Source organism: uncultured Paracoccus sp. (genome assembly GCF_947496875.1).
GTDB lineage: Bacteria > Pseudomonadota > Alphaproteobacteria > Rhodobacterales > Rhodobacteraceae > Paracoccus.
The window spans coordinates 168,330-191,049 of record NZ_CANMEH010000006.1; the positions used below are offsets into that span (position 1 = coordinate 168,330).

At 68.6% G+C, this 22,720-nt stretch carries 15 protein-coding genes; 7 read left to right on the forward strand and 8 right to left on the reverse strand.

Annotated elements, in window-relative coordinates; all coding sequences use genetic code 11:
- Positions 1–107: 107 nt before the first annotated feature.
- Positions 108–1,886 carry an SLC13 family permease gene (locus tag Q0938_RS09920; RefSeq protein WP_299361581.1) on the reverse strand — a complete coding sequence of 593 codons (1,779 nt, stop codon included), beginning with the start codon at positions 1,884–1,886 and terminating at the stop codon, positions 108–110.
- Positions 1,887–2,156: 270 nt separating this feature from the next.
- Here Q0938_RS09920 and Q0938_RS09925 point away from each other — a divergent pair, with 270 nt between their 5' ends.
- Positions 2,157–5,348: a helicase-related protein gene (locus Q0938_RS09925; protein WP_299361583.1), complete on the forward strand. Its 3,192-nt coding sequence runs from the start codon at positions 2,157–2,159 to the stop codon at positions 5,346–5,348.
- A 32-nt stretch (positions 5,349–5,380) separates the two neighbouring features.
- Positions 5,381–6,193 carry a TlpA disulfide reductase family protein gene (locus Q0938_RS09930; protein WP_299361585.1) on the forward strand — a complete coding sequence of 271 codons (813 nt, stop codon included), beginning with the start codon at positions 5,381–5,383 and terminating at the stop codon, positions 6,191–6,193.
- Between the two features lie 24 nt (positions 6,194–6,217).
- Here the strand turns inward: Q0938_RS09930 and Q0938_RS09935 are convergent, their stop codons facing one another.
- Positions 6,218–6,775 carry a carboxymuconolactone decarboxylase family protein gene (locus Q0938_RS09935; RefSeq protein WP_299361588.1) on the reverse strand — a complete coding sequence of 186 codons (558 nt, stop codon included), beginning with the start codon at positions 6,773–6,775 and terminating at the stop codon, positions 6,218–6,220.
- A 40-nt stretch (positions 6,776–6,815) separates the two neighbouring features.
- Here Q0938_RS09935 and Q0938_RS09940 point away from each other — a divergent pair, with 40 nt between their 5' ends.
- The 4 genes from Q0938_RS09940 (at position 6,816) to Q0938_RS09955 (ending at position 12,630) form a co-directional block, all read left to right on the forward strand.
- The gene (locus Q0938_RS09940) at positions 6,816–8,141 is read left to right on the forward strand and encodes an aspartate aminotransferase family protein (RefSeq protein WP_299361590.1); all 1,326 of its coding nucleotides are present in this window, start codon (positions 6,816–6,818) and stop codon (positions 8,139–8,141) included.
- 153 nt (positions 8,142–8,294) lie between these two features.
- Positions 8,295–9,245: a TAXI family TRAP transporter solute-binding subunit gene (locus Q0938_RS09945; protein ID WP_299361668.1), complete on the forward strand. Its 951-nt coding sequence runs from the start codon at positions 8,295–8,297 to the stop codon at positions 9,243–9,245.
- 125 nt (positions 9,246–9,370) lie between these two features.
- On the forward strand, positions 9,371–12,193 hold the full coding sequence (locus Q0938_RS09950) for a TRAP transporter permease (protein ID WP_299361592.1): 2,823 nt from the start codon (positions 9,371–9,373) through the stop codon (positions 12,191–12,193).
- 11 nt (positions 12,194–12,204) lie between these two features.
- Positions 12,205–12,630 carry a universal stress protein gene (locus tag Q0938_RS09955; RefSeq protein ID WP_299361593.1) on the forward strand — a complete coding sequence of 142 codons (426 nt, stop codon included), beginning with the start codon at positions 12,205–12,207 and terminating at the stop codon, positions 12,628–12,630.
- A gap of 33 nt (positions 12,631–12,663) precedes the next feature.
- On the opposite strand, the gene Q0938_RS09960 is transcribed toward Q0938_RS09955, so the two are convergent.
- Genes Q0938_RS09960 through Q0938_RS09970 form a run of 3 tightly spaced genes read right to left on the reverse strand, consistent with a single transcriptional unit; the run spans position 12,664 to position 18,073 of the window.
- On the reverse strand, positions 12,664–15,783 hold the full coding sequence (locus Q0938_RS09960; protein ID WP_299361595.1) for an efflux RND transporter permease subunit: 3,120 nt from the start codon (positions 15,781–15,783) through the stop codon (positions 12,664–12,666).
- On the reverse strand, positions 15,780–16,928 hold the full coding sequence (locus Q0938_RS09965) for an efflux RND transporter periplasmic adaptor subunit (protein ID WP_299361596.1): 1,149 nt from the start codon (positions 16,926–16,928) through the stop codon (positions 15,780–15,782). The genes Q0938_RS09960 and Q0938_RS09965 overlap by 4 nt, the downstream gene beginning before the upstream one ends.
- The gene (locus Q0938_RS09970; protein ID WP_299361598.1) at positions 16,925–18,073 is read right to left on the reverse strand and encodes an efflux RND transporter periplasmic adaptor subunit; all 1,149 of its coding nucleotides are present in this window, start codon (positions 18,071–18,073) and stop codon (positions 16,925–16,927) included. The genes Q0938_RS09965 and Q0938_RS09970 overlap by 4 nt, the downstream gene beginning before the upstream one ends.
- A gap of 214 nt (positions 18,074–18,287) precedes the next feature.
- Here Q0938_RS09970 and Q0938_RS09975 point away from each other — a divergent pair, with 214 nt between their 5' ends.
- On the forward strand, positions 18,288–20,684 hold the full coding sequence (locus Q0938_RS09975) for an AI-2E family transporter (RefSeq protein ID WP_299361601.1): 2,397 nt from the start codon (positions 18,288–18,290) through the stop codon (positions 20,682–20,684).
- Positions 20,685–20,724: 40 nt separating this feature from the next.
- On the opposite strand, the gene Q0938_RS09980 is transcribed toward Q0938_RS09975, so the two are convergent.
- From Q0938_RS09980 to rnc, 3 genes are read right to left on the reverse strand one after another with little or no spacing between them, the layout of a single operon-like run.
- Positions 20,725–21,048 (reverse strand): DUF1491 family protein, encoded by a 324-nt coding sequence (locus tag Q0938_RS09980; protein ID WP_299361604.1) that lies wholly within the window; start codon positions 21,046–21,048, stop codon positions 20,725–20,727.
- Positions 21,049–21,050: 2 nt separating this feature from the next.
- Positions 21,051–22,019 (reverse strand): GTPase Era, encoded by a 969-nt coding sequence (era, locus tag Q0938_RS09985; RefSeq protein ID WP_299361607.1) that lies wholly within the window; start codon positions 22,017–22,019, stop codon positions 21,051–21,053.
- Positions 22,016–22,705: a ribonuclease III gene (gene rnc / locus Q0938_RS09990; RefSeq protein WP_299361611.1), complete on the reverse strand. Its 690-nt coding sequence runs from the start codon at positions 22,703–22,705 to the stop codon at positions 22,016–22,018. The genes era and rnc overlap by 4 nt, the downstream gene beginning before the upstream one ends.
- Positions 22,706–22,720: the final 15 nt, after the last annotated feature.

Below are 22,720 nucleotides of genomic sequence, written 5' to 3' on the forward strand. Positions count from 1 at the left end.
CGCATCCTGCCCGGTTCCGGGCCCCCGGGTTCAAAGTTGGGGCTTGTTTGCGCGAAATGCAAACGGAACTGGTGCCGCCCGGGTCTCCTCGACCAGCCATGGCGAGATCACAGCGGAAAGACGATCAGCAGCAGGGGGACCGCCACGGCCAGGCTGATCACCTCCAGCGGCAGGCCCAGCTTCCAGTAATCGCCGAAGCGATAGCCGCCCGGTCCCATGATGATGGTGTTGTTCTGATGGCCGATAGGGGTCAGGAAGCTGCAGGACGCGGCGATGGCGATGCCCATGATGAAGGCGTCGGGGTTGTGGCCCATCTCGTCGGCAAGGCGACTGGCGACCGGCAGCCCGATGATGACCGTTGCGGCATTGTTCACGATCCCCGACAGCACCATGGTCACGGCCATCAGCACCAGCAGCGCCACCCAGGCCGGCGCGCCCTGGCTGACGATCCCCAGCCCGGCGGCGATCTGCGCGGAAACGCCGGTGGTTTCCAGCGCCTCGCCCAGCGGGATCATCGCCCCCAGCAGCATGATGATGGGCCAGTCGACATGATCGTAGAGTTCCTCGATCGTCAGGATGCCCAGCAGGACATACAGGATCACCACGACGCTCAGCGCCGTCGCCATCGCGGCAAGTCCCGCGGTGACCAGCGCGATCGCGGCCCCGAACAGCCCCATCGCGAGCCACAGCCGCTTTTCCCGGGTCACGGCCAGCCCGCCGCGTTCCAGCACCATCAGATCGGACGGGTCCACCTCGTCCAACGCGTGTTCGGGCATCAGGATCAGCAGGACGTCGCCGTTGCGGATCCGCTTGGCGCCCAGCTTTTCGCGCAGGGTCAGGCCCTGACGCTGGATGCCCAGCAGCGTGCCCTGGATCCGGCCCTGGCCGATCACCCGTTCGGCCCGGCGGCCCAGGATGCGCGAGGTCTGGGGCACGACCGCCTCGACCAGCAGGCGGCCGGGGCCGTCGGGCACGATCTCACCTTCGTCGCCGGTCGGAAAGGCAAGGCCCAGAGCCGATCGGAACTCTTCCAGCCCGGCGGGTTCGGCTTCGATGATCAGCCGGTCGCCTGCCTCCATCACCAGCATCGGGGCGGTCCGGTAGTGGCGTGTGCCGCCACGCTCGACGGCCAGGATGACGACCTCTGCCTCGACCGCGGCCTCGGTCACCTTGCCGAGGGTCAGGCCGATCGTCGTGGATCCCTTCGGCACCACCAATGCCGCGACGTAATCGCCAAGCTTTTCGCGAATACCGACCAGGTGCCCGCGGTCCTGCGCGCTTCCCCGCATTAGCCGCCAGCCGACCAGGGTGATGAACGCCACGCCGGCCACGGCCACCGCGCCGCCCACCGGCAGGAAATCGAACATCTGGTAGCCCTCGCCCAGCTCATCTTGCCGGAACGCCGAGGCGAGCAGGTTGGGCGGCGTGCCGATCAGGGTCAGCAGGCCGCCCAGCACGGTGGCAAAGGCCAGCGGCATCAGGGTCAACGACGGGCTGCGGCGCGCCTTCTTGGCCGCCTGCAGGTCGATCGGCATCAGGATGGCCAGCGCCGCCACGTTGTTCATGAAACCCGACATCGCGGCCCCGACCGTGGCGAGCACCCCGATATGGGTCGAGATGGGGCGATCGCGGTTGGCCAGCTTCCTGGTCAGCAATGCGACGACACCGGCCCGCTGCAGGCCGGCCGTGGTGATCAGGATCAGCGCCACGATCACGGTCGCGGGGTTGCTGAATCCGGTGAAGGCCTGATCGGCCGGCACCAGCCCCGCCGTGACGGCAGCGATCAGCCCGGCAAAGGCCACGAGGTCGTAGCGCCAGCGATCCCACAGCATCAGCGCGATGACCCCGGTCAGTATGGCACAGATCATGATCTGGTCGGGCGTCATCGAGCAGGTCCCCCGTGGCCGGTCCCGCAGCAATGCCGTCCGGTTCCGGCGCTGTCCACCGGTGCGGTGCGGTCCCGCGGTTGTCCCGGCGCGCTGCGGTCAGCACAAACCGTCAAAGAATCGATGGCGTGTCCCGGCGGGATCAGCTAGCAGCCAGCGGTCTTTTCCCGGCTTGCGCGTGCGGATCGGCACATCCGGCCGGCGGCCGCCAAGCCGCGTCGAGCGAACGGATGCACCGCGGCCAATCCGGCCCAGAGAGTGGAAGTCATCATGGCCAGACCGACCGACCCGACTGCAGCCCCGCGTCTCGGACATGCCGAAACCGCCGTCGCGATTGCGGAATGTCTGACCGAAGGCGACGTGATCTATGCCGCGGACAGCGAAACGGACGCCATTGCCGTTGCTCGCGCCCTGCGGGTTGCGGATCCACGCATCGAAGTTGTGCTGATCCCGGACAGTGACGCGCTGCTCAGCCAGGACGCCCCGGCCTCGCCGGCCAATATCGGCGCGCGCAACGCGGCGCTGGTTCGGCTGCGGCAGCTGTCCGCCACCCCCGATCGGAGTCCGGTTGCCTTGATCACCACGGGCGACGCGCTGGCCTACGCCTACCCCGCGCTGGCGGACATCGCGCCCGACCTGCTGACCATCCGCACCGGGGATGCGGCCGAGGCCGCGGCCCTGGTCGAGACCCTCGCGGAACTGGGCTATATCGACGACAACCGAGTCGACGAGCCCGGCGAGGTGGCGCTGCACGGCCGGGTCCTGGACGTGTTTCCCGGCCAGTCGGACAAGCCGGTTCGGATCGAGATCGAGCAGCGCCGCGTCGTCGAGATCCGGACCTATGATCTGGTCGACCAGCGTACCTTCGACGAGATCGACAGCGTGTCCATTGCCCCTCTCGTCGAGTTGCCGCTCGGCGATCATCGCGACAGCCTGCTGGACTACCTGCCGCAGGCGCGCCTGGCGCTGACCCCAACAGCGGACCGGCAACGGCGCCGCATGCTGACCCTGGGCACCGAGATCCTGGGCGAGGCCGCGGTGGTCCGGCGCCTGCTGCCCGACGCGGACTGGCAGCCGCGGGTGGCGGATCGTGTCGTGATCGCGCTGGAACGGGCCGGTGATCCGCCCCCGCGTTTTGTCGAAAGCAAGGGACCGGTGCGTGCCTTTGGCCGCGCGGCGAAGGCGGCAATCGCGGCGGGCGACCGGCTGGTCCTGCTGGGCAGCGGCCGCGACCTGCGGTTCCTCGCCCGCCGGGCCGCCCCGGTGCTGGGCCGCGAGGTGACGCCGGTGCAATCCTGGGCCGAGGTCACGGGCGCCGCGCCTGGCAGCCTTCTGTCGCTGCCGATCCCGTGCGAGCGCGGGTTTCGCCGCGACGGCGTTCTGGCCGTGTCCGCCGCCGACCTGCTGGGCAGCCGCGCCGAGCGGGAAGACGCGGTCGGCACCGGTCTGCCGACGATGCCGGACGCGGTGGCGATCGCCACCGGCGACGTGGTCGTGCACGAAGATCACGGCATCGGCGTCGTCGCCGGGATCGAGCCGCTGCCCGACATGGGCGACGGGAACGAGCCGGACGATGCGATCCGGCTGACCTATGCCGCCGACGGGGTGCGGCTGGTTCCCGTGTCGCAGGCGTATCAGATCTGGCGCTATGGGGCGGAACCGGACGCCGTCACGCTGGACCGGCTGGACGGGTCCGGCTGGCGCAAGCGGCGCCTGGAAATCGAGGCGGCGGTGGCCGAGACCGCCCGCGAACTGACCAGGCTGGCCGAGGCCCGCAAGGACCGGCGCGCCCCGGTGCTCGACCCCGACGCATCGGCCTATGAACGCTTTGCCGCCGGGTTTCCCTATGCCGAAACGCCGGATCAGTCCCGCGCGATCGAGGCGGTGCGCGACGACATGGCATCAGGGCGGCCAATGGATCGGCTGATCGTCGGCGATGTGGGCTTTGGCAAGACCGAGGTGGCGCTGCGTGCCGCCGCCATCGCGGTGCTGGAGGGCAAGCAGGTGGCTGTGGCCGCGCCCACGACCGTTCTCGCCCGCCAGCATGTCGAGGAATTCACCCGCCGCTTCGAGAATCTGGGCATCAGGGTCTGCGGCCTGACGCGCCTGACCGGCAGTGCCGAGCGCAAGGCGGCCCTGGCCGGGCTGGCCGACGGCTCGATCCAGATCGCCGTGGGCACCGGGGCGGTGGCCGGCAAGGGGGTCGCCTACAAGGATCTGGCCCTGGTGGTCATCGACGAGGAGCAGCGTTTCGGCACCGCCGACAAGCAGAAGCTGCGCGACCTGTCGTCGGGTCATGTCCTGACCCTGACCGCCACCCCCATTCCGCGGACGCTGCAGACCGCCCTGATCGGATTGCAGCAGCTGTCGGTCATCGCGACCCCGCCGGCCCGGCGGCAACCGATCCGCACCAGCGCGGCCACCTTCGACCCCGAGACGCTGCGGGCGGCCCTGCTGCGCGAACGGGCCCGACGCGGCCAGAGCTTCGTGGTGGTGCCGAGGATCGGCGACATGGCCGGCGTGGCCGCGCAGCTGAGCCGGCTGGTTCCGGACCTGGAGGTGCTGCAGGCGCATGGCAAGCTGCCGGCCGCGGACATCGACGAGGCCATGATCCGCTTTGCGCGCGGCGAGGGCGATGTGCTGCTGGCCACCAACATCATCGAGGCGGGGCTGGACGTGCCGCGCGCCAACACGATGATCGTGTACAGGGCGGACCGCTTTGGCCTGGCGCAGCTGCATCAGTTGCGCGGCCGGGTCGGCCGGGGCAACCGGCGCGGCGCCATGCTGATGTTCACCGACGAAGGCGCGGCGATCGCACCCCGGACATTGCGGCGGCTGCAGACGCTCGAGGCGCTGAACCGCCTCGGCGCAGGGTTCGAGATCAGCGCCCGCGATCTGGATCTGCGCGGCGCGGGCGACATCCTGGGCGACATCCAGGCCGGGCACGTCAAGCTGATCGGCGTCGATCTGTACCAGCAGTTGCTGGCCAACGCGCTGGATGAACTGCGGGGTCAGTCGGTTGCGCGCTGGGTTCCCGAACTGCAACTGGGCGTTCAGGGCCGGCTGCCGCCGGAATGGATCGCGGACGAGGACACAAGGCTGGGTCTGTACATCCGCCTGGCCCGTGTCGATGACCGCGACGCGGTCGATGTGATCGAGACCGAGCTCGAGGATCGGTTCGGCGACCTGCCCGAACCGGCCCGGCGCCTGCTGGCGATCACCCGGCTCCGGTCGGACGCGCGGACCGCCGGTGTGGCAAGGGTGGTGGGCGGGCCGAACGGCATCGCCTTCTATCCCTGGCCGGGCACGAAACTGGACGGGGCCGGGCTGGGCCTGCAGGACAAGGACGACTGCCTGGTGCTGGCCGAGGCGATCGAGGATCCCGAGCAGCGGCTGAAACGGGCGGCGGACCTGGTTTTGGCCTTGGCCGAGGCTAATGCCGCGCTGCCCGAGGCCGCGTGAGCCGCGTATAGCGCAGTCGGAAAGAGAGCGAGATGACCGGAATTTCCATCGGTCCGCTGGCCTTCGATCCGGCGCGGTTCGGCGCCGTACTGGCGATCCTGCTTTATGTCAGCGTGGCGGAACTGGTGTCCTGGGTGCAGCGCCGGCGCGGCCGGCCCGACACCGGCCTGTACTGGTCCACCCTGACGCTGATCGGCTGGGTCGTGGGCGCACGGATCGGTTTCGTCGCGGCCAACGCCGCGGTCTTTGCCGATCATCCGCTGGACGCGATCAAGCTGTGGCAGGGCGGCTTTGCGCCGGCCGCGGGCTGGATCGCCGGGGGGCTGGTCCTGCTCGTCGCGCTGCTGGGCGGGCAGCCCGGCGCATTGCGCACGACCCTGCCGGCCGCGGCCGTCGCCGCGCTGACGCTGCTGCTGACCGCGGCGTCGTTCCCGCCCCCGGACATCCGCCTGCCGGCGCTGTCGCTGCAGACGCTGGACGGCCGGGCGGCGCAGCTGGCCGGGCAGGGGCGACCGGTCGTCCTGAACCTGTGGGCGACCTGGTGCCCGCCCTGCCGTCGCGAGATGCCGATGATGATGGAGCTTGCGGCATCGACGCCGGACGTGCGGTTCGTCTTTGCCAATCAGGGCGAATCCACGGCGCAGATCCGCAGCTTCCTGGCTGACGAAGGCCTGCCCGCCGACGACGTCCTGCGGGACAACCAGCAGCAGCTGACGGCGGAGCTGGGCGTCGCGGGCATGCCCAGCACGCTCGTGTTCGATGCCGACGGCGACCTGGTCGCCGCCCGGACCGGCGAGCTGTCGCGGGCAGCGCTCGTTGGTCTGGTCGATTCAGCGCGTCAGTGATCGAACGCCCCCCGGTGAGGCCGGTCAGGCGGGCACGGCGGGCGCCGGGTTGCGGGCCAGTTCGGCCGCCACATCGTCGTCGAGCGGCGTGTCGAAACTGTTCACGATGAAGCCCAGCACGTTGTAGAATCCCACCGTCGCCATGACGTCCAGTACCGCCTGCGGGCCCAGCCGGTCGTGAACGGCCGCGATGGTTTCCGGCGCCATCCGCCGCCGGGCGAACAGCTCGTCGACGGCCCCGGCGAGCAGCGCGTCATCGCCCTGCATCCGGTCGATCGGCCCGCGCTGGGCCGCGATGCGGTCGTCCGACAGACCGGCCTTGCGGCCCCGGACGACGTGGTGGGCCCACTCGTACTCGGCACCCAGATGGTGCCCGGTTCGCAGGATGACGATCTCCGACTGCTCGGGCGTCAGGACGCTGGACTGCACGACATGGCCGCGCAGCGGCGCCCATGCCGCCAACAGGTCAGGGTGATGCGCCATCGTCCGATAGACGTTCAGGCGCCCGGCGAAACCGTCGCGCAGATCGGCCGCCGCCTCGGGCCAGTCGTCGTCGCCCAAGGGTTGGAATCGGTTCGGCATCGTCGCATCCTTTCGGCATCGTTTCAGAAGGTCCATGTGCATGTCCCACGTCTTTCCGCGTCATTGCAAAGCCGAACTGCCGACCGCCACCGGCGGCGAGGGTGTCTGGATCATCGATGCCGAGGGCCGGCGCTATCTGGACGGGTCGGGTGGTGCGGCGGTATCGTGCCTGGGTCACGGGCATGCGGCGGTGACGCAGGCCATCAAGGACCAGCTGGACCGGATCGCGTTTGCGCATACCGGATTCTTCACCTCCGACCCCGCGGAACGTCTGGCCGATCTGCTGGTCGCGCAGGCGCCCGGCGATCTGGACCGGGTCTATCAGGTATCGGGCGGGTCCGAGGCGACCGAGGCCGCCATCAAGCTGGCGCGCCAGTACTGGGTGGAGCGGGGCCAGCCGCAGCGCCGGCACCTGATCGCCCGGCGCCAGTCCTATCACGGCAACACGATCGGGGCGCTGTCCGCCGGCGGCAACGAATGGCGCCGGGCGCAGTTCGGACCGCTGCTGATCGAGGTCAGCCACATCGCCCCGAGCTACGAATACCGCGACCGTGCCGAAGGCGAGACGCTCGAGGAATACGGCCGGCGCGCCGCGGATGAGCTGCAGGCCGAGATCACCCGGCTGGGCCCCGAGAACGTCATGGCCTTCATCGCCGAGCCCGTCGTCGGCGCCACGGCAGGCGCGCTGGTTCCGGCGCCCGGATATTTCCGGCGCATTCGCGAGATCTGCGACGCCCACGACATCCTGCTGATCCTGGACGAGGTGATGTGCGGCATGGGCCGGACCGGCACGCTGTACGCCTGCGAGCAGGAGGGGATCGCTCCGGACATCCTGTGCATCGCCAAGGGGCTGGGCGCGGGTTATCAGCCCATCGGGGCGATGCTGGCGTCGCGGCGGGTCTATGACGCGATTGCGCAGGGATCGGGCTTCTTCCAGCACGGCCACACCTATATGGGCCATCCGGTCGCGGCCGCGGCGGGGCTGGCGGTGGTCTCGACTCTGCTCGACGAGGGGCTGATCGACCGCTGCGCGGTCCAGGGCGAAAAGCTGGCCGGGTTGCTGGAGCAGCGCTTCGGCGACCATCCCCATGTGGGCGACATTCGCGGCCGCGGGCTGTTCCGCGGGCTGGAATTCGTCGAGGATCGCGCGACCAAGGCGCCGTTCGATCCCGGTCGCGGCATTGCGGGCCGTCTGAAGAAGGCCGCCTTTGCCGAGGGGCTGATCTGCTATCCCATGGCGGGGACGATCGACGGACGGCGGGGCGATCACGTGCTGCTGGCGCCGCCCTTCATCATCTCGGACGACGAGCTGGAGCAGCTGGTGACCCGGCTGGAACGGGCGATGGCGCAGGTCCTGCCCGGCTGAGGGATGATCGGGCGGGCTGCCGGTGCCCGCCGGGTTTTCGTTGCACTTCGGCCGGATTTCGCCCACGCTTCCGCCATCTTCCCCCCTTGCGGGGGCTCTGTCGCAGCAAACACGGAGAATTCGATGACATTCACCAGGATCGTCGCCACCGCCATGACGATGGGGATGCTGACCGCCGCCGGCGCCCAGGCGCAGGCCGCCGAAGAGCGGTTCATCACCATCGGCACCGGGGGGCAGACCGGCGTCTATTACGTCGTGGGCCAGTCGATCTGTCGCCTGGTCAACCGCGCCACCGCGGAAACCGGCCTGAAATGCACCGCCCCCTCGACCGGCGGGTCGATCGCGAACGTCAACGCCATCAAGGCCGGCGACATGACCATGGGGGTCGCGCAGTCCGACATCCAGTACCACGCCTATAACGGGTCCAACCCCGACTTCGAGGGCGACAAGAAGTTCGAGAACCTGCGCGCGGTGTTTTCCGTCCATCCCGAGCCGTTCACCGTCGTCGCCCGCAAGGACGCCAACGTCGCCAGCTTCGACGACCTGAAGGGCAAGCGCGTCAACGTCGGCAACCCGGGATCGGGCCAGCGGGCCACGATGGAGGTCGTCCTGCAGGCCAAGGGCTGGACCATGGACGATTTCAGCCTGGCGTCGGAACTGAAGCCCGCCGAACAGGCCGCGGCGCTGGGTGACAACAAGGTTGACGCCATCGTCTATACGGTGGGCCACCCGAACGGCTCGATCCAGGAGGCGACCTCTTCGGTCGAGGCCAATCTGGTGCCGGTGAACGGGCCGGAGATCGACAAGCTGGTCGCCGACAATCCGTTCTATGCCAAGGCGGTCATCCCGGGCGGCATGTACCCCGGCACCGACGAGGACGTGGACACCTTCGGCGTCAAGGCGACCTTCGTGACCTCTGCCGACGTTCCCGAGGACATGGTGTACGAGGTGGTCAAGTCGGTGTTCGACAATTTCGACCGCTTCAAGGGCCTGCACCCGGCCTTCGCGAACCTGCAGCCGGAACAGATGGTGTCCGAGGGCCTGTCCGCGCCGCTGCACCCGGGCGCCGAGAAGTACTACAAGGAGCAGGGCTGGATCCAGTGACACGGGACGTCCCGCACGATCACTGACAACGACAGGCGGTCTCATCTTGCGGTGAGGCCGCCTTTTCCGTCAGGATGATCTTAACCGGCGCGGCTCGCAGCCGCCCACACTGGGAGGAGGGGGCCATGGCCGAACAGGAACACAGGCCGCACGACGACCCGCGTGCGCCGCATCCCCACCAGCGGGAATCCGCGGCGGTCGAGATGCAGAGTTCCGGTCATGGCGCGCTGAGCCAGGACGAACTGGACGAACTCGTCTCCTCATCCGACACCGGCGCGCGGACGCCCGCCGGTGTCGTCGGAAAGATCATCCTGACCACCGCCCTGCTCTGGTCGCTGTTCCAGATCTGGATCGCCTCGCCGCTGCCGTTCGTCTTCGAGTTCGGCATCCTGAACGACACCGAAACCCGTTCCATCCACCTCGCCTTCGCGATGTTCCTGGCGTTCATGGCGTATCCGGCCGAGCGGACCAGGCTGCAGCTCTTTCTCGCCGTTGCGGTCCCGGTCACGCTGACCGGTCTGTTCATCTATGGCGCCGATCCGGGCATGACCTGGTGGATCGTCCTGATCGGGGTGGCGGTCATTGCCGCGGTTCTGGCGGGCAGCCCCAAGAACTGGGTTCCGCCATGGGAATGGGCGCTGGCGATCGTGGCGGCGGGGGCCGCGCTCTACATCTATTTCTTCTATGACGACATCGGTGGCCGGGTCGGCGCACCGATCACCCAGGACTTCGTGGTGTCGGTGATCGGCTTGATGCTGCTGCTCGAGGCGACCCGGCGGGCGCTTGGTCCCGCGCTGACGATCGTGGCGACGGTGTTCCTGGTCTATACCTTCCTCGGCCCCTACATGCCGGACCTGATTTCCCACAAGGGGAACTCGCTCTCCGAGGTGGTGAACCACCAGTGGATCACCACCGAAGGCGTGTTCGGCATCGCCTTGGGGGTCTCGACCAGCTTCGTGTTCCTGTTCGTGCTGTTCGGCGCGCTGCTGGACAAGGCCGGGGCCGGCAACTACTTCATCCAGGTGGCCTTTTCTTTGATGGGCCACATGCGCGGCGGTCCGGCCAAGGCCGCCGTCGTTAGCAGCGCGATGACCGGCCTGATTTCCGGATCGTCGATCGCCAACGTCGTGACCACCGGCACCTTCACCATCCCGCTGATGAAGAAGGTGGGGTTCTCTGCGGAAAAGGCCGGTGCGGTCGAGGTCGCGTCGTCGGTCAACGGCCAGATCATGCCGCCGGTGATGGGCGCCGCCGCGTTCCTGATGGTCGAATATGTCGGCATTCCGTATTTCGACGTGGTCAAGCACGCCTTCCTGCCGGCGACGATCTCCTACATCGCGCTGGTCTATATCGTCCATCTGGAAGCGATGAAGGCCGGGATGGAGGGGTTGCCGCGATCCTATGATCCGGGGCCCTGGGGGCGGCGGATCATCACCTGGGTGTTCATGGTCGCGGCGATCTCGGGCCTGTCGCTTGCCGTGTACTACGGAATGGGCTGGATCCGCCCGACCTTCGGTGATGCGGCGCCGTATGTGATCTTTGCCATGCTGACGCTGGTCTATCTGGCGCTGCTGTGGGTGGGGTCGCGCGAGGAGCCGCTGCAGATCGACGATCCGAATGCCGACGTCAAGGAACTGCCGTTGCCCGGACCGACGGTCCGGTCGGGGCTGCATTTCATCCTGCCGGTCGTGGTGCTGGTGTGGTCGCTGATGGTCGATCGCCTGTCGCCCGGCCTGTCGGCGTTCTGGGCGACCGCGTTCATGATCTTCATCCTGCTCACGCAGCGGCCGCTGTTCGTGCTGATGCGCGGCCATGACCGCAGCGGGACCGGATCGGTCGGCCGCGCGCTGCGCAGCGGCGTGTCGGATCTGGTGGATGGCCTGATCGCAGGCGCGCGCAACATGATCGGCATCGGCATCGCCACCGCGACCGCCGGCATCATCGTCGGGGCCGTCAGCCAGACCGGGGTCGGATCGGCCCTGGCCGACGTGGTCGAGGTGCTGTCGGGCGGTAACCTGCTGGCCATCCTGTTCCTGACCGCGATCCTGTCGCTGATCCTGGGAATGGGGCTGCCGACCACCGCGAACTACATCGTCGTGTCGGCGCTGCTCGCGCCGATCATCGTCACCCTGGGTCAGCAGAACGGGCTGATCGTCCCCCTGATCGCGGTGCACCTGTTCGTTTTCTATTTCGGGATCATGGCCGACGTGACCCCGCCCGTCGGTCTGGCATCCTTTGCCGCCGCCGCGGTGTCTGGCGGCGATCCGATCCGGACCGGCGTGGTGGCGTTCTTCTACAGCCTGCGCACCGCGGCGCTGCCGTTCCTGTTCATCTTCAACACGGACCTGCTGCTGATCGATGTCGGATGGCTGCAGGGCATCCTCGTCTTCGTGGTCGCCACGGTCGCCATGCTGCTGTTCGCGGCCGCCACGCAGGGATGGTTCCTGACCCGGAACCGGATCTGGGAATCGGCGCTGCTGCTGTTGATCGCGTTCGCGATCTTCCGGCCCGGTTTCTTCATGGACCAGATCTATTCTCCCTGGAACGACTATGAACCGGCACAGCTGACCCAGGCCCTGGCCGAGGCACCCGAGGGCGGGTCCTTCCGGATGGAGGTGGCCGGGCTGAACGACATCGGCACGCCGACCACCTTCCGGGTCGAACTGCCGGTCCCCGCGGGCGCCACCGGCGAGGAGCGGCTGCAGGCGCTGGGGATCGACGTGATCGAGAATGGCAGCGATGTCATCATCGACAACGTGGCGTTCGACAGCCCCGCCCAGCAGGCCGGGCTGGACTGGGATCAGACCATCCAGATGGTCCGGATGCCTGCGGCAACGCCGTCGAAATACCTGATGCTGATCCCGGCCCTTGCGCTGCTGGCGTTCGTGGTCTGGCTGCAACGCCGCCGGATCGCGGGCAAACTGCCGCCGGCCGTGGCCGTCGCTTGAAGGAGGACCCGATGATCAAGTCCATCCTGCTGCCGATCGACATGCAGCACGAGTCGAGCTGGGTGCGCGCCCTGCCCATGGCGCGTTCCATCCTGCAGCCCGGGGGCGAGCTGCATTTGCTGGGCGTGGTTCACGACGTGGGCAATGCGTGGGTCGCGAGCTACCTGCCCAAGGGCTACGAGAAGAAGGCGCTCGAAGACCTGAAGGCGGCGCTGCAGGCCTTCGCGCGCGACAAGCTGCCCGATCTGCCGGGGGTGCAGACCCATGTCGGCTATGGCCATGTCGCGGAAACGATCATCGCGATGGCGGCCAAGGTCCATGCCGACCTGATCGTCATGGCATCGCAGTCACCCGACGAACTGCGGACGTTCCGGATCGCCAGCCAGGGCGACCGCGTCGCCCGTCATGCCCCGACCAGCGTGCTGCTGGTGCGCTGACGGCCCGGCCGCGCAGCACGAGGTAGCGTCTGACTAGGGAAGGGGCTGCCGCGGGGCCTGCGCGCCGGATGCAGCCGGCGCCGCGTCATCCGTCCGAGGTGGACGCACGCCGAACACTACACAGTACAGGGCCGGCACGAACAGCAGCGTGATCAGCGTGCCGGCGATGATGCCGCCCATCATCGAAAACGCCATCGGTCCCCAGAACACCTGCCGCGAGATCGGGATCAGCGCCAGACTGGCCGCGGCGGCGGTCAGCAGGATCGGCCGGGCGCGACTGTCCGACGCCTCGAACACGGCGTCCCACCGGGTCCGACCCCTGCCCAGCAGATTGTCGATCTCGTGCACCAGGATCACCGCGTTCCGGATCAGGATGCCCATCAGCGCCAGGATCCCCAGGATCGCCACGAACCCCATCGGCACGCGGAACGGGACGAGGATCGCCACCACCCCGATCAGTCCCAGCGGCGCCGTCGCAAAGACGATCAGGCTCAGCCGGAAGCTCTGCATCTGGGCCATCACCAGCAGGCTCATGATGAGCAGCATCAGCGGCACGACGGCCGCGATGGGGGCCTGGCTTTCGCCGGACGTCTCGACAGTCCCGCCGACCGTGATATCGACCGATGCGGGCTGCTCGGCCGCGAACGCGGCGACCCTGGGCGCCAGCGCCGCGACCAGGGTGGCGGGCTGATCGGCCGTGGCAATCGCCGCCTGGACCGTCACGGTGGGCCGGCCGTCGCGCTGGATGATCAGGGGCTGTTCGGTCCCGTATTCCAGCCGGGCCAGCGAAGCCATCGGGATCGGGGTGCCGGTCATCGTCGCAAGCTGCAGGTTCCGGATGGTTTCCAGCGACTGTCGGTCGGCCTGAACCCCCCGCGCCACGACGTCGATCAGGAAGATGCCGTCCCGCAGCTGGGTGACCGTGGTTCCCGAAAACAGCGCGACAAGCGCCCCCGAGATGGCCTGGCTGCTCACCCCCAGCTGGCGGGCCTTGTCCTGGTCGACGACGACCCGGACCACGCGCGCCGGTTCGTTCCAGTCCAGCGAAATGTCGCGCAGGCGTGGCTCGTCGGCGAGCACGGCGGCCAGGCTGCGGGCCGTGTCGCGCGCTTCTTCGATCCTTGCCGAGCTGACGCGGTACTGCACGGGCTTGCCGACCGGGGGGCCGATTTCCAGGTTCTTGACGAACACGTCGGTGCCGATCAGCTCGCGCCGGGCCATCTCTCGCAGCCTGGCCTTCAGCGCGTCGCGATCCTCCAGACTGGCCGTCTGGATCACGACCTGCCCCATATGCGGCCCGGCCGTCGGGATATCCATGGCGAGCACGAAACGGGGCGCGCCGCTGCCCACATAGGAGGTCCAGAACCGGGCCTCGGGCTGCTTGGCCAGGAAGGCGTCGATATGGCGGATCGTCGCGTCGGTCCGGGCGATCGAGGCGTTCTGGCGTTCGCCGACGTCCACGATGATCTCGGTCCGGTCCGAGGTCGGAAAGAACTGCTGCTCGACGAACCGCATCCCCCAGACCGAGCCGGCGAAGATCCCCAGCGTCAGGATGACGGTCGTCCACTTGAACCGCATGACCCGGCGCAGCAGGGCGTGGAAGATCCGACGCAGCAGCCCGACCCGGTTGCCGTGATCGGCCATCGTGGCGGGCAGGAACGCGACCCCCAGAAGAGGCGCGAACAGCACCGCGACGATCCAGCTGACCAGCAGTGACACGGCGATCACGACGAACAGGGAAAAGGTGAATTCGCCCGCGGCAGAATTGTTCAGGCCGATGGGAATGAAGCCCGCGACGGTGACCAGGGTCCCGGTCAGCATCGGAAAGGCGATCGACGTCCATGCATAGCTGGCCGCCTCGACCAGCGACTCGCCCAGTTCCAGCCGCGAGATCATGGTTTCGATCGCGATCATCGCATCGTCCACCAGCAGCCCCAGCGCGATGATCAGCGCCCCCAGCGAGATCCGCTGCAGGGTGATCCCGTACCATTCCAGGATGACGAAGGTGATCGCCAGGACCAGCGGGATGGTCAGGGCCACGACGAACCCGGCCCGCATCCCCAGGCTGACGAAACTGACCAGCAGCACGATGGCGACGGCTTCCATCAGCGCGGTGACGAAATGCCCGACCGCCTCCTCCACCACATGCGGCTGGTCGGCAAACTTGTGCATCTCGATGCCGATCGGCAGATCGGCGGCGATCCGGCTCATCAGCGCGTCGAGCTCGTCCCCGTAGGTCTGGATGTTCTCGCCTTCGCGCATGGCGACCTGCAGCCCGATCGCCTCCCGCCCGTTATGGCGGAACAGCGATTGCGGGGGGTCGGTATAGGTGCGCCGGACCGTCGCGACGTCCGCCAGGTTGAAGAACCGATCGCCGATCCGCAGGTTCACGGCGGCGATGGCGTCGATATCGTCGAATTGCCCTCCGACGCGGACCAGCACCCGTTCGGGACCCGAATCCACCACACCGGATGCCGCGATGGCGTTCTGCGAAGCCAGGGTCTGCATCACGTCCATCTGGTTCAGCCCCAGCCCGGCCAGGCGGGACGGCGAAAACTCCAGATAGATCTCCTCGTCGCGCACGCCCAGCAGCTGCGTCCGGCCAGCCGCCGGCAGGGCCTGCACCTGCTTGCGGATGTCCTCGACCCGGTCGCGCATCTCCCGCAGGGTGAAGCCGTCGCTGGTGAAAGCATAGATGTTGCCGAACACGTCACCGAAACTGTCGTTGAACTGGAACCCGGCGAATTCCTGCGGGAATTCGGGCCGGATGTCGGACATCATCTGGCGCACCCGTTTCCAGATCTCGGGCACGGCGGGGCTGCGGATGGTGGGCAGCAACTCGACATAGACGACCGCCTGGCCGGGCATGGTGATCGAGCGGGTGAATTTCAGCTCGTCCAGCTCTTCCAGCTTGGTCTCGATCCGGGTGGTGACCTGGCCCAGCGTCTCCTCGATCGTCGCCCCGGGCAGCGTGGCGCCGATCACCATGACCTTGATGGTGAAGTTCGGGTCCTCTTCCCGGCCCAGTCGGGTATAGCTGATCGCGCCCGCGACCATCGACACGATCAGCAGGAACCAGACGAACGACCGGTGGTCGAGCGCCCAGTTGGACAGGTTGAAGCCGCGTCCTGCGCGGCGGCGCGCCGATCTCATGGCGGCACCGGACGTCCGACCGGTTGCCCGTCGGTCAGCGAATTGACCCCGCGCACGACGACCTCTTCGCCGGGCGCAAGGCCTGCCGTGATCCGCACCCGGCCGCCGATCTCCTCGCCGATGTTCACGTCGCGGCGCGTGACCGTCGCCTGCTCGCCCTGCCGTGTCACGACCCAGACCACCGCGCCGGCGTCATCGCCGCTTCGCAGCAGCGCCGCGGGTGGCACGGTCAGCACCACGCCGGTGTCGTAGTCACGGCTGGCCCTGACCAGCGCCCCAATGCGCAACTTCCGTCCGGGGTCGAGGGCAAGATGGACGCGCCGGGTACGGGTCGCGGCGTCCGCCAGCGGTTCGATCCGGTCGATCACTGCCGGCAGGCTGCCGGACGGATCGGTTTCCGGGGTGACGGTGAACGCGTCCCCCGGCTGCAGCTCCTGCAGTTGCGCTTCGGTCAGGTCGATGACGGCTTCGCGTGCGTCCTGCGAGGCGAGCGTCAGAACTGCCTGTCCCGCCGACACGACGGTGCCCGCGGTCAGATGAACGGCACTGATCACCCCGTCGAATGGGGCGATCAGTTCGGCAAACGCGGCGGCATCGCGGGCCCGAGCCAGTTCCGACTGGGCCTGCTGACGCGCGGCCTGAGCAGTGGCCAAGGCGCGTTCGGCCTGTTCCAGCTGCGCCGTGCTGGCGACGCTGCGCTGGTTCAGCTCCCGGGTCCGTTCGGCTGTGGCCTGGGCGGTGGACAACTGCACCTCAGCCGCCGACAAGGCAGCCTCGGCCGCACGGACATCGGCCTGCAGATCGTCGGGGTTCAGGCGCGCGAGCACCTCGCCCGCTGGGACCTCGTCGCCGATGTCGACGCTCTGTTCGATGATGGTGCCGGGGGTCTGAACGCCCAGCACCGCCTCGGTTGCCGCGACGACAATGCCCGGCACCGATCGCTGGGCTGCCGGCAGGTCGGCGACAATCTCGGTGACGACCGGTCGCGGCGGGGCCTCGGCGGGCGGCGGGGCCTCGCGCTGCCACGGCAGCGTCAAGGCAGCGGCGGGACCGGCCAGCCAAAGGGCCGCGCTCAGCGACAGGGCCGCAAGCGGCCAGGCAGACCGCCGGTGCCGGGATCGACGCAATTCCGGTCGCTTCCTCATTCTTCGTCCGCGCCGCTGCCGACGGGCAGGGCTGCCGCGACGCAACGTCCCGGGTACAGCAGCTGCGATCCGGCCGCGACGATCCGTTCACCCTGCGCCAGTCCGGACGCGATCAGCACCTCGGCCGTATGGAACCGGTCGATCACGACCGGTCGGATCGCGACCTTGCAGTCGTCCCCCACGACCCACACTGCCGGCGCGTCATCCGTCGCCGTCAGCGCCGTCCAGGGGATCGGGATGCCCTGACCGTCCGGCATCTCGATCTCGCCCCGCACGGCCGCCCCCAGCAATGCGGCGTCGGTGGGGGCGTCGATGATCCCAGCCCGCACGGTGACGGATCCCGTCTGCGGATCCACCAGAGGCGAGATCTCGTCCACCGCGGCGGTCATCGTCCGGTCCGGGTCGTCCACCAGTGTCAGCGTGACCCGCAATCCCATGGCGCCGTCCAGCAGGGGTGTGTCGGGGATCTGGAACACTGCCTCCAACCCGGACAGCCCGGCCAGTGAGACGACGGTCTGCCCCGGGCCGACGATCTGCCCCGGGTCCACGGCGCGACCTGTCACCACGGCATCCACCGGTGCACGCAGCACGGTGTCGTCCAGCGCTCGCTGCGCCTGATCCAGACCCGCCCGCGCCTGCCCCACGGCCCCCTCGGCCGTGGACAGCGCCTCGACCGCGGCATCGCGGCTGGCGCGGGTGCCGACGCCGCGTTCCAGCAACGAGATCGCGCGATCCGCCGCTTGCCGGGCCTGATCACGGGCAGCGACGGCACTGTCCAGCGCCGAACTGGCGACCTGCACCATCTGTTCCTGCTGCACCGAGTCGGTCCGCGCCAAGGGATCGTCCTGTTGCACCCGGTCGCCGGCCCTGACCAGGACCTCGGTGACGCGTCCGCCCAGGCGAAAGCCCGCGTCGACAGTGTCGCGTGCCTCGATCGCGCCGGTCAGGCTGACATGCAGGACGACGGGTGTCTCGGCCACGGTGATCACCTCGACCGGCAGGGCGCTGTCGCCGTATGCACCTACGGCGGTATCGCTGGCGGAGGGCGCGACAGATGGGGCGGTCGTCGCGGGCTGCTGTCCTGCTGCAAGCGCCGACATGCCGGCCAGCGATGCAGCCAGGCAGGTCAGACACGCAAGCCACATGGCAATCCATCTCCGTTACGGGTGCATGCGATAGTTTCATTGCCTGCAAGATGGAAGGGCAACCCCCACCGGGCAGGCAGATTCCAGCTGCTGCCCGACGCTTGCCGAGGCTGCCCGACGTGTTTAGCCTGCGCGCATGCGGGCTTGATGCGGGTCGACTACGCCTGAGTGGCGGTGGCCCGTGTCTCGTATCTGCAACTGCTGCACGAACGTCATGTCAGGTCCGGACTTGGTCACACCCAACTCGACCCTCGGCCCCAGCCCGGCAGGGCCGCCCGCTCCGCAGCAGCCCGATGTGGTGCGGCTCGCCGCGATGCTGGTGATCGCGGCGGTCATCGTCGCCGCGCTGTATCTGGGCCGCGACATCCTGATCCCGCTGGCCATCGCCTTCTTGATCAGCTTCGCCCTCGGCCCGCTCGTGAACTGGGTGGTTCGGCGGGGCCTGCCGCGGATCATCGCCGTGTTCGCGGCGGTACTGCTGGTGTTGGGCGTGCTCGGCGGGCTGGGCACCGTCGTCACCATGCAGGTGCGCGCGCTCAGCGAGCAGCTGCCCACCTACCAGACCACCATCCGCACCAAGATCGAAGGTCTCGGCACCCGGCTGCAGGGTCCGGGCATGTTCGATGGTGCCCTGCAGACCGTGGACACGGTGCAGGAAGAGGTCGCCGAGGTGGTCGGCGAGGAGGAGGAAGAGGACATCGCGCCGCAGCGCGTCAGGGTGATCCCAGAGCCCGTCTCGCCGTTCGAGACCGCGATGCTGTGGCTGTCACCGCTGCTGGCGCCGGTCGCGACCGCGGGCATCGTGCTGGTCTTCGTCGTGCTGATCCTGCTGGACCAGGGCGACCTGCGCGACCGCCTGCTGCGGATGCTGGGGGGCAATCTCTACCGGTCGACCGACGCGCTGGAAGAGGCCGGCAAGCGCATCTCGAAATATCTTCTGATGCAGCTGCTGGTGAACGTCTCCTATGGTATTCCGATGGCGCTGGGGCTGTGGCTGATCGGGGTGCCGGGCTGGATCCTGTGGGGCACGCTGGCCGCGGTCATGCGCTTCATCCCCTATGTCGGGCCGATCCTGTCGGCCGTCTTTCCGCTCAGCCTCGCCTTTGCCGTCGATCCGGGCTGGAACATGGTGCTGTTCACGCTGGGCCTGATCCTGGTGCTGGAACTGGTGTCGAACAACGTGGTCGAGCCGCTGCTCTACGGTTCCAGCACCGGGTTGTCGGCGATCTCGCTCATTGCGGCGGCGACGTTCTGGACGGCGATCTGGGGGCCTGTGGGGCTGGTGCTGTCCACCCCGCTGACCGTCTGCCTGTTGGTGATCGGGCGTTACATTCCGCAGCTTTCGGTGCTGGAGACCCTGCTCGGCTCGACACCCGCGCTGGACCTGCCCACGCGGATCTACCAGCGTCTCATCGCCAATGATCCGGACGAGGCGATCGAGACGGCCGAGGACGCGATCGAAACGACGTCGGTCACACGCTTCTACAGCGACCACGGGATGGAGGTGCTGCGTCAGGCCAGCGCCGACTATCTTCACACCGCGCGCGCCGAACACCGGCTGCGGATCGCCACGGGAATGGATGCGCTGCTGGATTCGCTGCGCGAGGATCATCCGGCCCCGATCGCCGCTGACGCGCCGCCGCAGGTCGTCTGCGTCGCCGGGAAATGGGACATCGACCGCAGCGCCTGCGAGATGCTGGCCCACAGCCTGCGGCTGGAGGGGATCGCCGCCGACGAACGTGCCGCCGGCGCGGCGACGACGCGCTATGTCGACGGTCTGGAACTGGATCGCGCGCAGGTGGTCCTGCTAAGCTATTTCAGCCGGGAACCCGACGCCGCGGCCCGCAACCTTGCGCGCCGGATCCGCCGCCGCTGGCCCGGCATCAGCATCGTGATCGGCCTGTGGGGCCTGTCCGGCGAGGACCTGGATCCGCAGCGAGCCCAGGCGTTGGGCGCCGATGCCGTGGTGGCGTCGATCGACGAGGCGGTGCTGCGCATCGAACGGATAATCGGGCTTGCGGAGAAGATGCAGGTGGACCGCCCGGACCCGCAGACCACCGCCGAACGCGCGGCGGCGCTGGCCGACGTGAACCTGGGCGACCCGGACCTGCGCGAGGACTTGGACGACCTAGCCAAGCGTGCCGCCGACGTCTTTGACGTCAGGATGGCCGCCATTCTGGTCATGGAGCCCGAGCAGGAGGTGATCGTCGGTCAGAACCGCGAACTGCGCGGCATCGCGACCACCGATGGCCGTGACCTGACCGTGATGCCGCCGGACGGGCGGATCGCTGCCCAGGTCGCGGCCGAGGATGGCCCGATCATGGTCGCGGATGTGGAGCGCGATCCCCGCTTTGCGGACAGCACGGCGCTGCGATCATGGTCGGTGCGGGCCCTGACGGCGACCCCGGTGCGCCAGGCCGACGAGGTGATCCTGGGGGCGCTTTGCCTGATGGACGACGAGATCCGCACCCTGGACGACGACGAACTGCGGCTGCTGCAGTCGCTGGCGGCAGAGGTGGCGGAACGTCTGACCGGGGCCGAACCGGCGCCGGTCGTCGAACCGCCGCCACCGCCGCCCTCTGCGGTGATCGGCCAGAAGCTGCCCGAGTAGCCGCAGGAGATCGTCGGCTGCCTTTGCCGGCGCGTCGCCGCTACATCTCGGCCAGCAGCGTCGTGCCGTCGCGACTTTCGATCTCGATCACCCACAGATCGGGGTCTGACGCGCGGTCGCGCTGGATGCGGCGATCGACCTCGGCCTCGGGTCCGGCCAGCACCTCACGCCAGGGCAGGCTGTCGGTCTCCATGTCCCATTCGCGCAGCCACAGCGTCGCCGTTCCGTCCAGCCGGGCGCATTTCACGGCAACGGCGCCGGCGGTCTCGTCGCCCCGATGCAGGACATAGGCCGGGATCGTGGCCTGGCCCAGCCGGGTCAGATAGGCCGCGACCCAGATCCCGGACGCCAGCCGCGGCTGCATGATCAGCCCTGCTTTCCGTCGCGGAAATCCAGGCCCATCTCGGTATAGCGCTCGCGTTCCTCCAGCCAGTTCTCGCGCAGCTTCACCTGCAGGAACAGGTGAACGGGGCGCCCCATAAATTCCATCAGCTCGGCCCGCGCCTGCTGGCCGACGGCCTTGATCGTCTCGCCGCCCTTGCCCAGGACGATGCCCTTGTGGCCGGGGCGGGACACGTAGACGATCTGGTCGATCCGCGCCGAGCCGTCGGGCTTTTCCTCCCACCGCTCGGTTTCCACCGTCAGCTGATAGGGGATTTCCTCGTGCAGGCGCAGGGTCAGCTTCTCGCGGGTGATCTCGGCCGCGATCATCCGCATCGGCAGGTCGGCGATCTGGTCCTCGGGGTACAGCCAGGGTCCGGCCGGAACGGTCTCGGCAAGCCAGGCCAGCAGGTCGTTGGTGCCGTGGCCGCGCTCTGCCGAAATCATGAAGGTGCGCGCGAACCCGAACTGTGCATTGACCTGCTGTGACAGGGCCAGCAACTCCTCAGCCTTGACGCGGTCGATCTTGTTGATGGCCAGCGCCACGGGCACGGCGCCCGCCTTGTCGCGCAGGTTGTCGATGATCGCCTGCGCCCCGGCGGTCAGTCCCCGATGCGCCTCGATCAGCAGCACGACGACGTCGGCATCGGTGGCCGCGTTCCAGGCGGCCGCCACCATCGAGCGGTCCAGATGGCGGCGGGGGCGAAAGATCCCCGGCGTGTCGACGAACACCACCTGCGACGATCCGTGCATCGCGATGCCCCTGATGCGGGCGCGGGTGGTCTGTACCTTGTGGGTGACGATCGACACCTTGGCCCCGACCATCCGGTTCAGCAGGGTCGACTTGCCGGCATTCGGCTCGCCGATCAGCGCGACAAAGCCCGCCCGAGTCGGGGCCTCGGCGCCTGCCGGCTCTGCAGGATCGGGGATCGGGGTGGGGGTCTCGTCAGTCATTCGGCGTCCTTGATGAGGTCCAGCATCGCTTGGGCTGCGGCCTGTTCGATGCTGCGCTTGGTGCCGGTGCCGCTGGCCGCAGCGCTGCGGCCATCATGCAGCCGTGCGGTGATGGTGAAGGCGGGGGCGTGGTCCGGACCGCTGCGCTCGGTCTGTTCGTAGACGGGCGGTGGCATCCCCTGGGCCTGCGCCCATTCCTGCAGCGCGGTCTTGGGGTTGAAGGCCGCCGCCTCGGCGCCGTGCAGACGGTCGCCCCACAGCGACAGGATCACCCGCCGCGCCGTCTCGAACCCCGCGTCCAGATAGACCGCAGCCAGCACCGCCTCCATCGCGTCGCCCAGCAGCGCGTCCTTGCGGCGGCCGCCGGTCTTCATCTCCGACCGGCCGAGCTTCAGCACCTCGCCCAGTCCGATCTCGCGGGCCACGTCGGCGCAGGTTTCGCCGCGCACCAGCGCATTGTAGCGCGGCGCCAGCCGGCCTTCGCTGGCGTCGGGATCAGCCTGCAGCAGCGCCTCGGCGATGACCAGCCCCAGGACCCGGTCGCCCAGGAATTCCAGCCGCTGGTTGTCCGGCCGCATCGGCGTCGAGATCGAGCCGTGGGTCAGGGCGCGGACAAGCAGCTCGGGCCGAGCGAACTCGTGTCCGACCCGCTGGCTGAACGCGCGCAAATCTCCGGCAAGCTTCACGACGCGCAACTCACT

Excerpts from the sequence above, each read along its gene's own strand:
- Q0938_RS09935 (WP_299361588.1), bottom strand. The coding sequence starts at position 6,775 with ATGCCGAACCGATTCCAACCCTTGGGCGACGACGACTGGCCCGAGGCG.
- era (WP_299361607.1), bottom strand. The coding sequence starts at position 22,019 with ATGACTGACGAGACCCCCACCCCGATCCCCGATCCTGCAGAGCCGGCA.
- Q0938_RS09965 (WP_299361596.1), bottom strand. The coding sequence starts at position 16,928 with ATGAGGAAGCGACCGGAATTGCGTCGATCCCGGCACCGGCGGTCTGCC.
- Q0938_RS09960 (WP_299361595.1), bottom strand. The coding sequence starts at position 15,783 with ATGAGATCGGCGCGCCGCCGCGCAGGACGCGGCTTCAACCTGTCCAAC.
- Q0938_RS09930 (WP_299361585.1), top strand. The coding sequence starts at position 5,381 with ATGACCGGAATTTCCATCGGTCCGCTGGCCTTCGATCCGGCGCGGTTC.
- Q0938_RS09980 (WP_299361604.1), bottom strand. The coding sequence starts at position 21,048 with ATGCAGCCGCGGCTGGCGTCCGGGATCTGGGTCGCGGCCTATCTGACC.
- Q0938_RS09955 (WP_299361593.1), top strand. The coding sequence starts at position 12,205 with ATGATCAAGTCCATCCTGCTGCCGATCGACATGCAGCACGAGTCGAGC.
- Q0938_RS09945 (WP_299361668.1), top strand. The coding sequence starts at position 8,295 with ATGACGATGGGGATGCTGACCGCCGCCGGCGCCCAGGCGCAGGCCGCC.
- Q0938_RS09975 (WP_299361601.1), top strand. The coding sequence starts at position 18,288 with ATGTCAGGTCCGGACTTGGTCACACCCAACTCGACCCTCGGCCCCAGC.
- Q0938_RS09950 (WP_299361592.1), top strand. The coding sequence starts at position 9,371 with ATGGCCGAACAGGAACACAGGCCGCACGACGACCCGCGTGCGCCGCAT.
- Q0938_RS09940 (WP_299361590.1), top strand. The coding sequence starts at position 6,816 with ATGTCCCACGTCTTTCCGCGTCATTGCAAAGCCGAACTGCCGACCGCC.
- Q0938_RS09970 (WP_299361598.1), bottom strand. The coding sequence starts at position 18,073 with ATGTGGCTTGCGTGTCTGACCTGCCTGGCTGCATCGCTGGCCGGCATG.
- Q0938_RS09920 (WP_299361581.1), bottom strand. The coding sequence starts at position 1,886 with ATGACGCCCGACCAGATCATGATCTGTGCCATACTGACCGGGGTCATC.
- Q0938_RS09925 (WP_299361583.1), top strand. The coding sequence starts at position 2,157 with ATGGCCAGACCGACCGACCCGACTGCAGCCCCGCGTCTCGGACATGCC.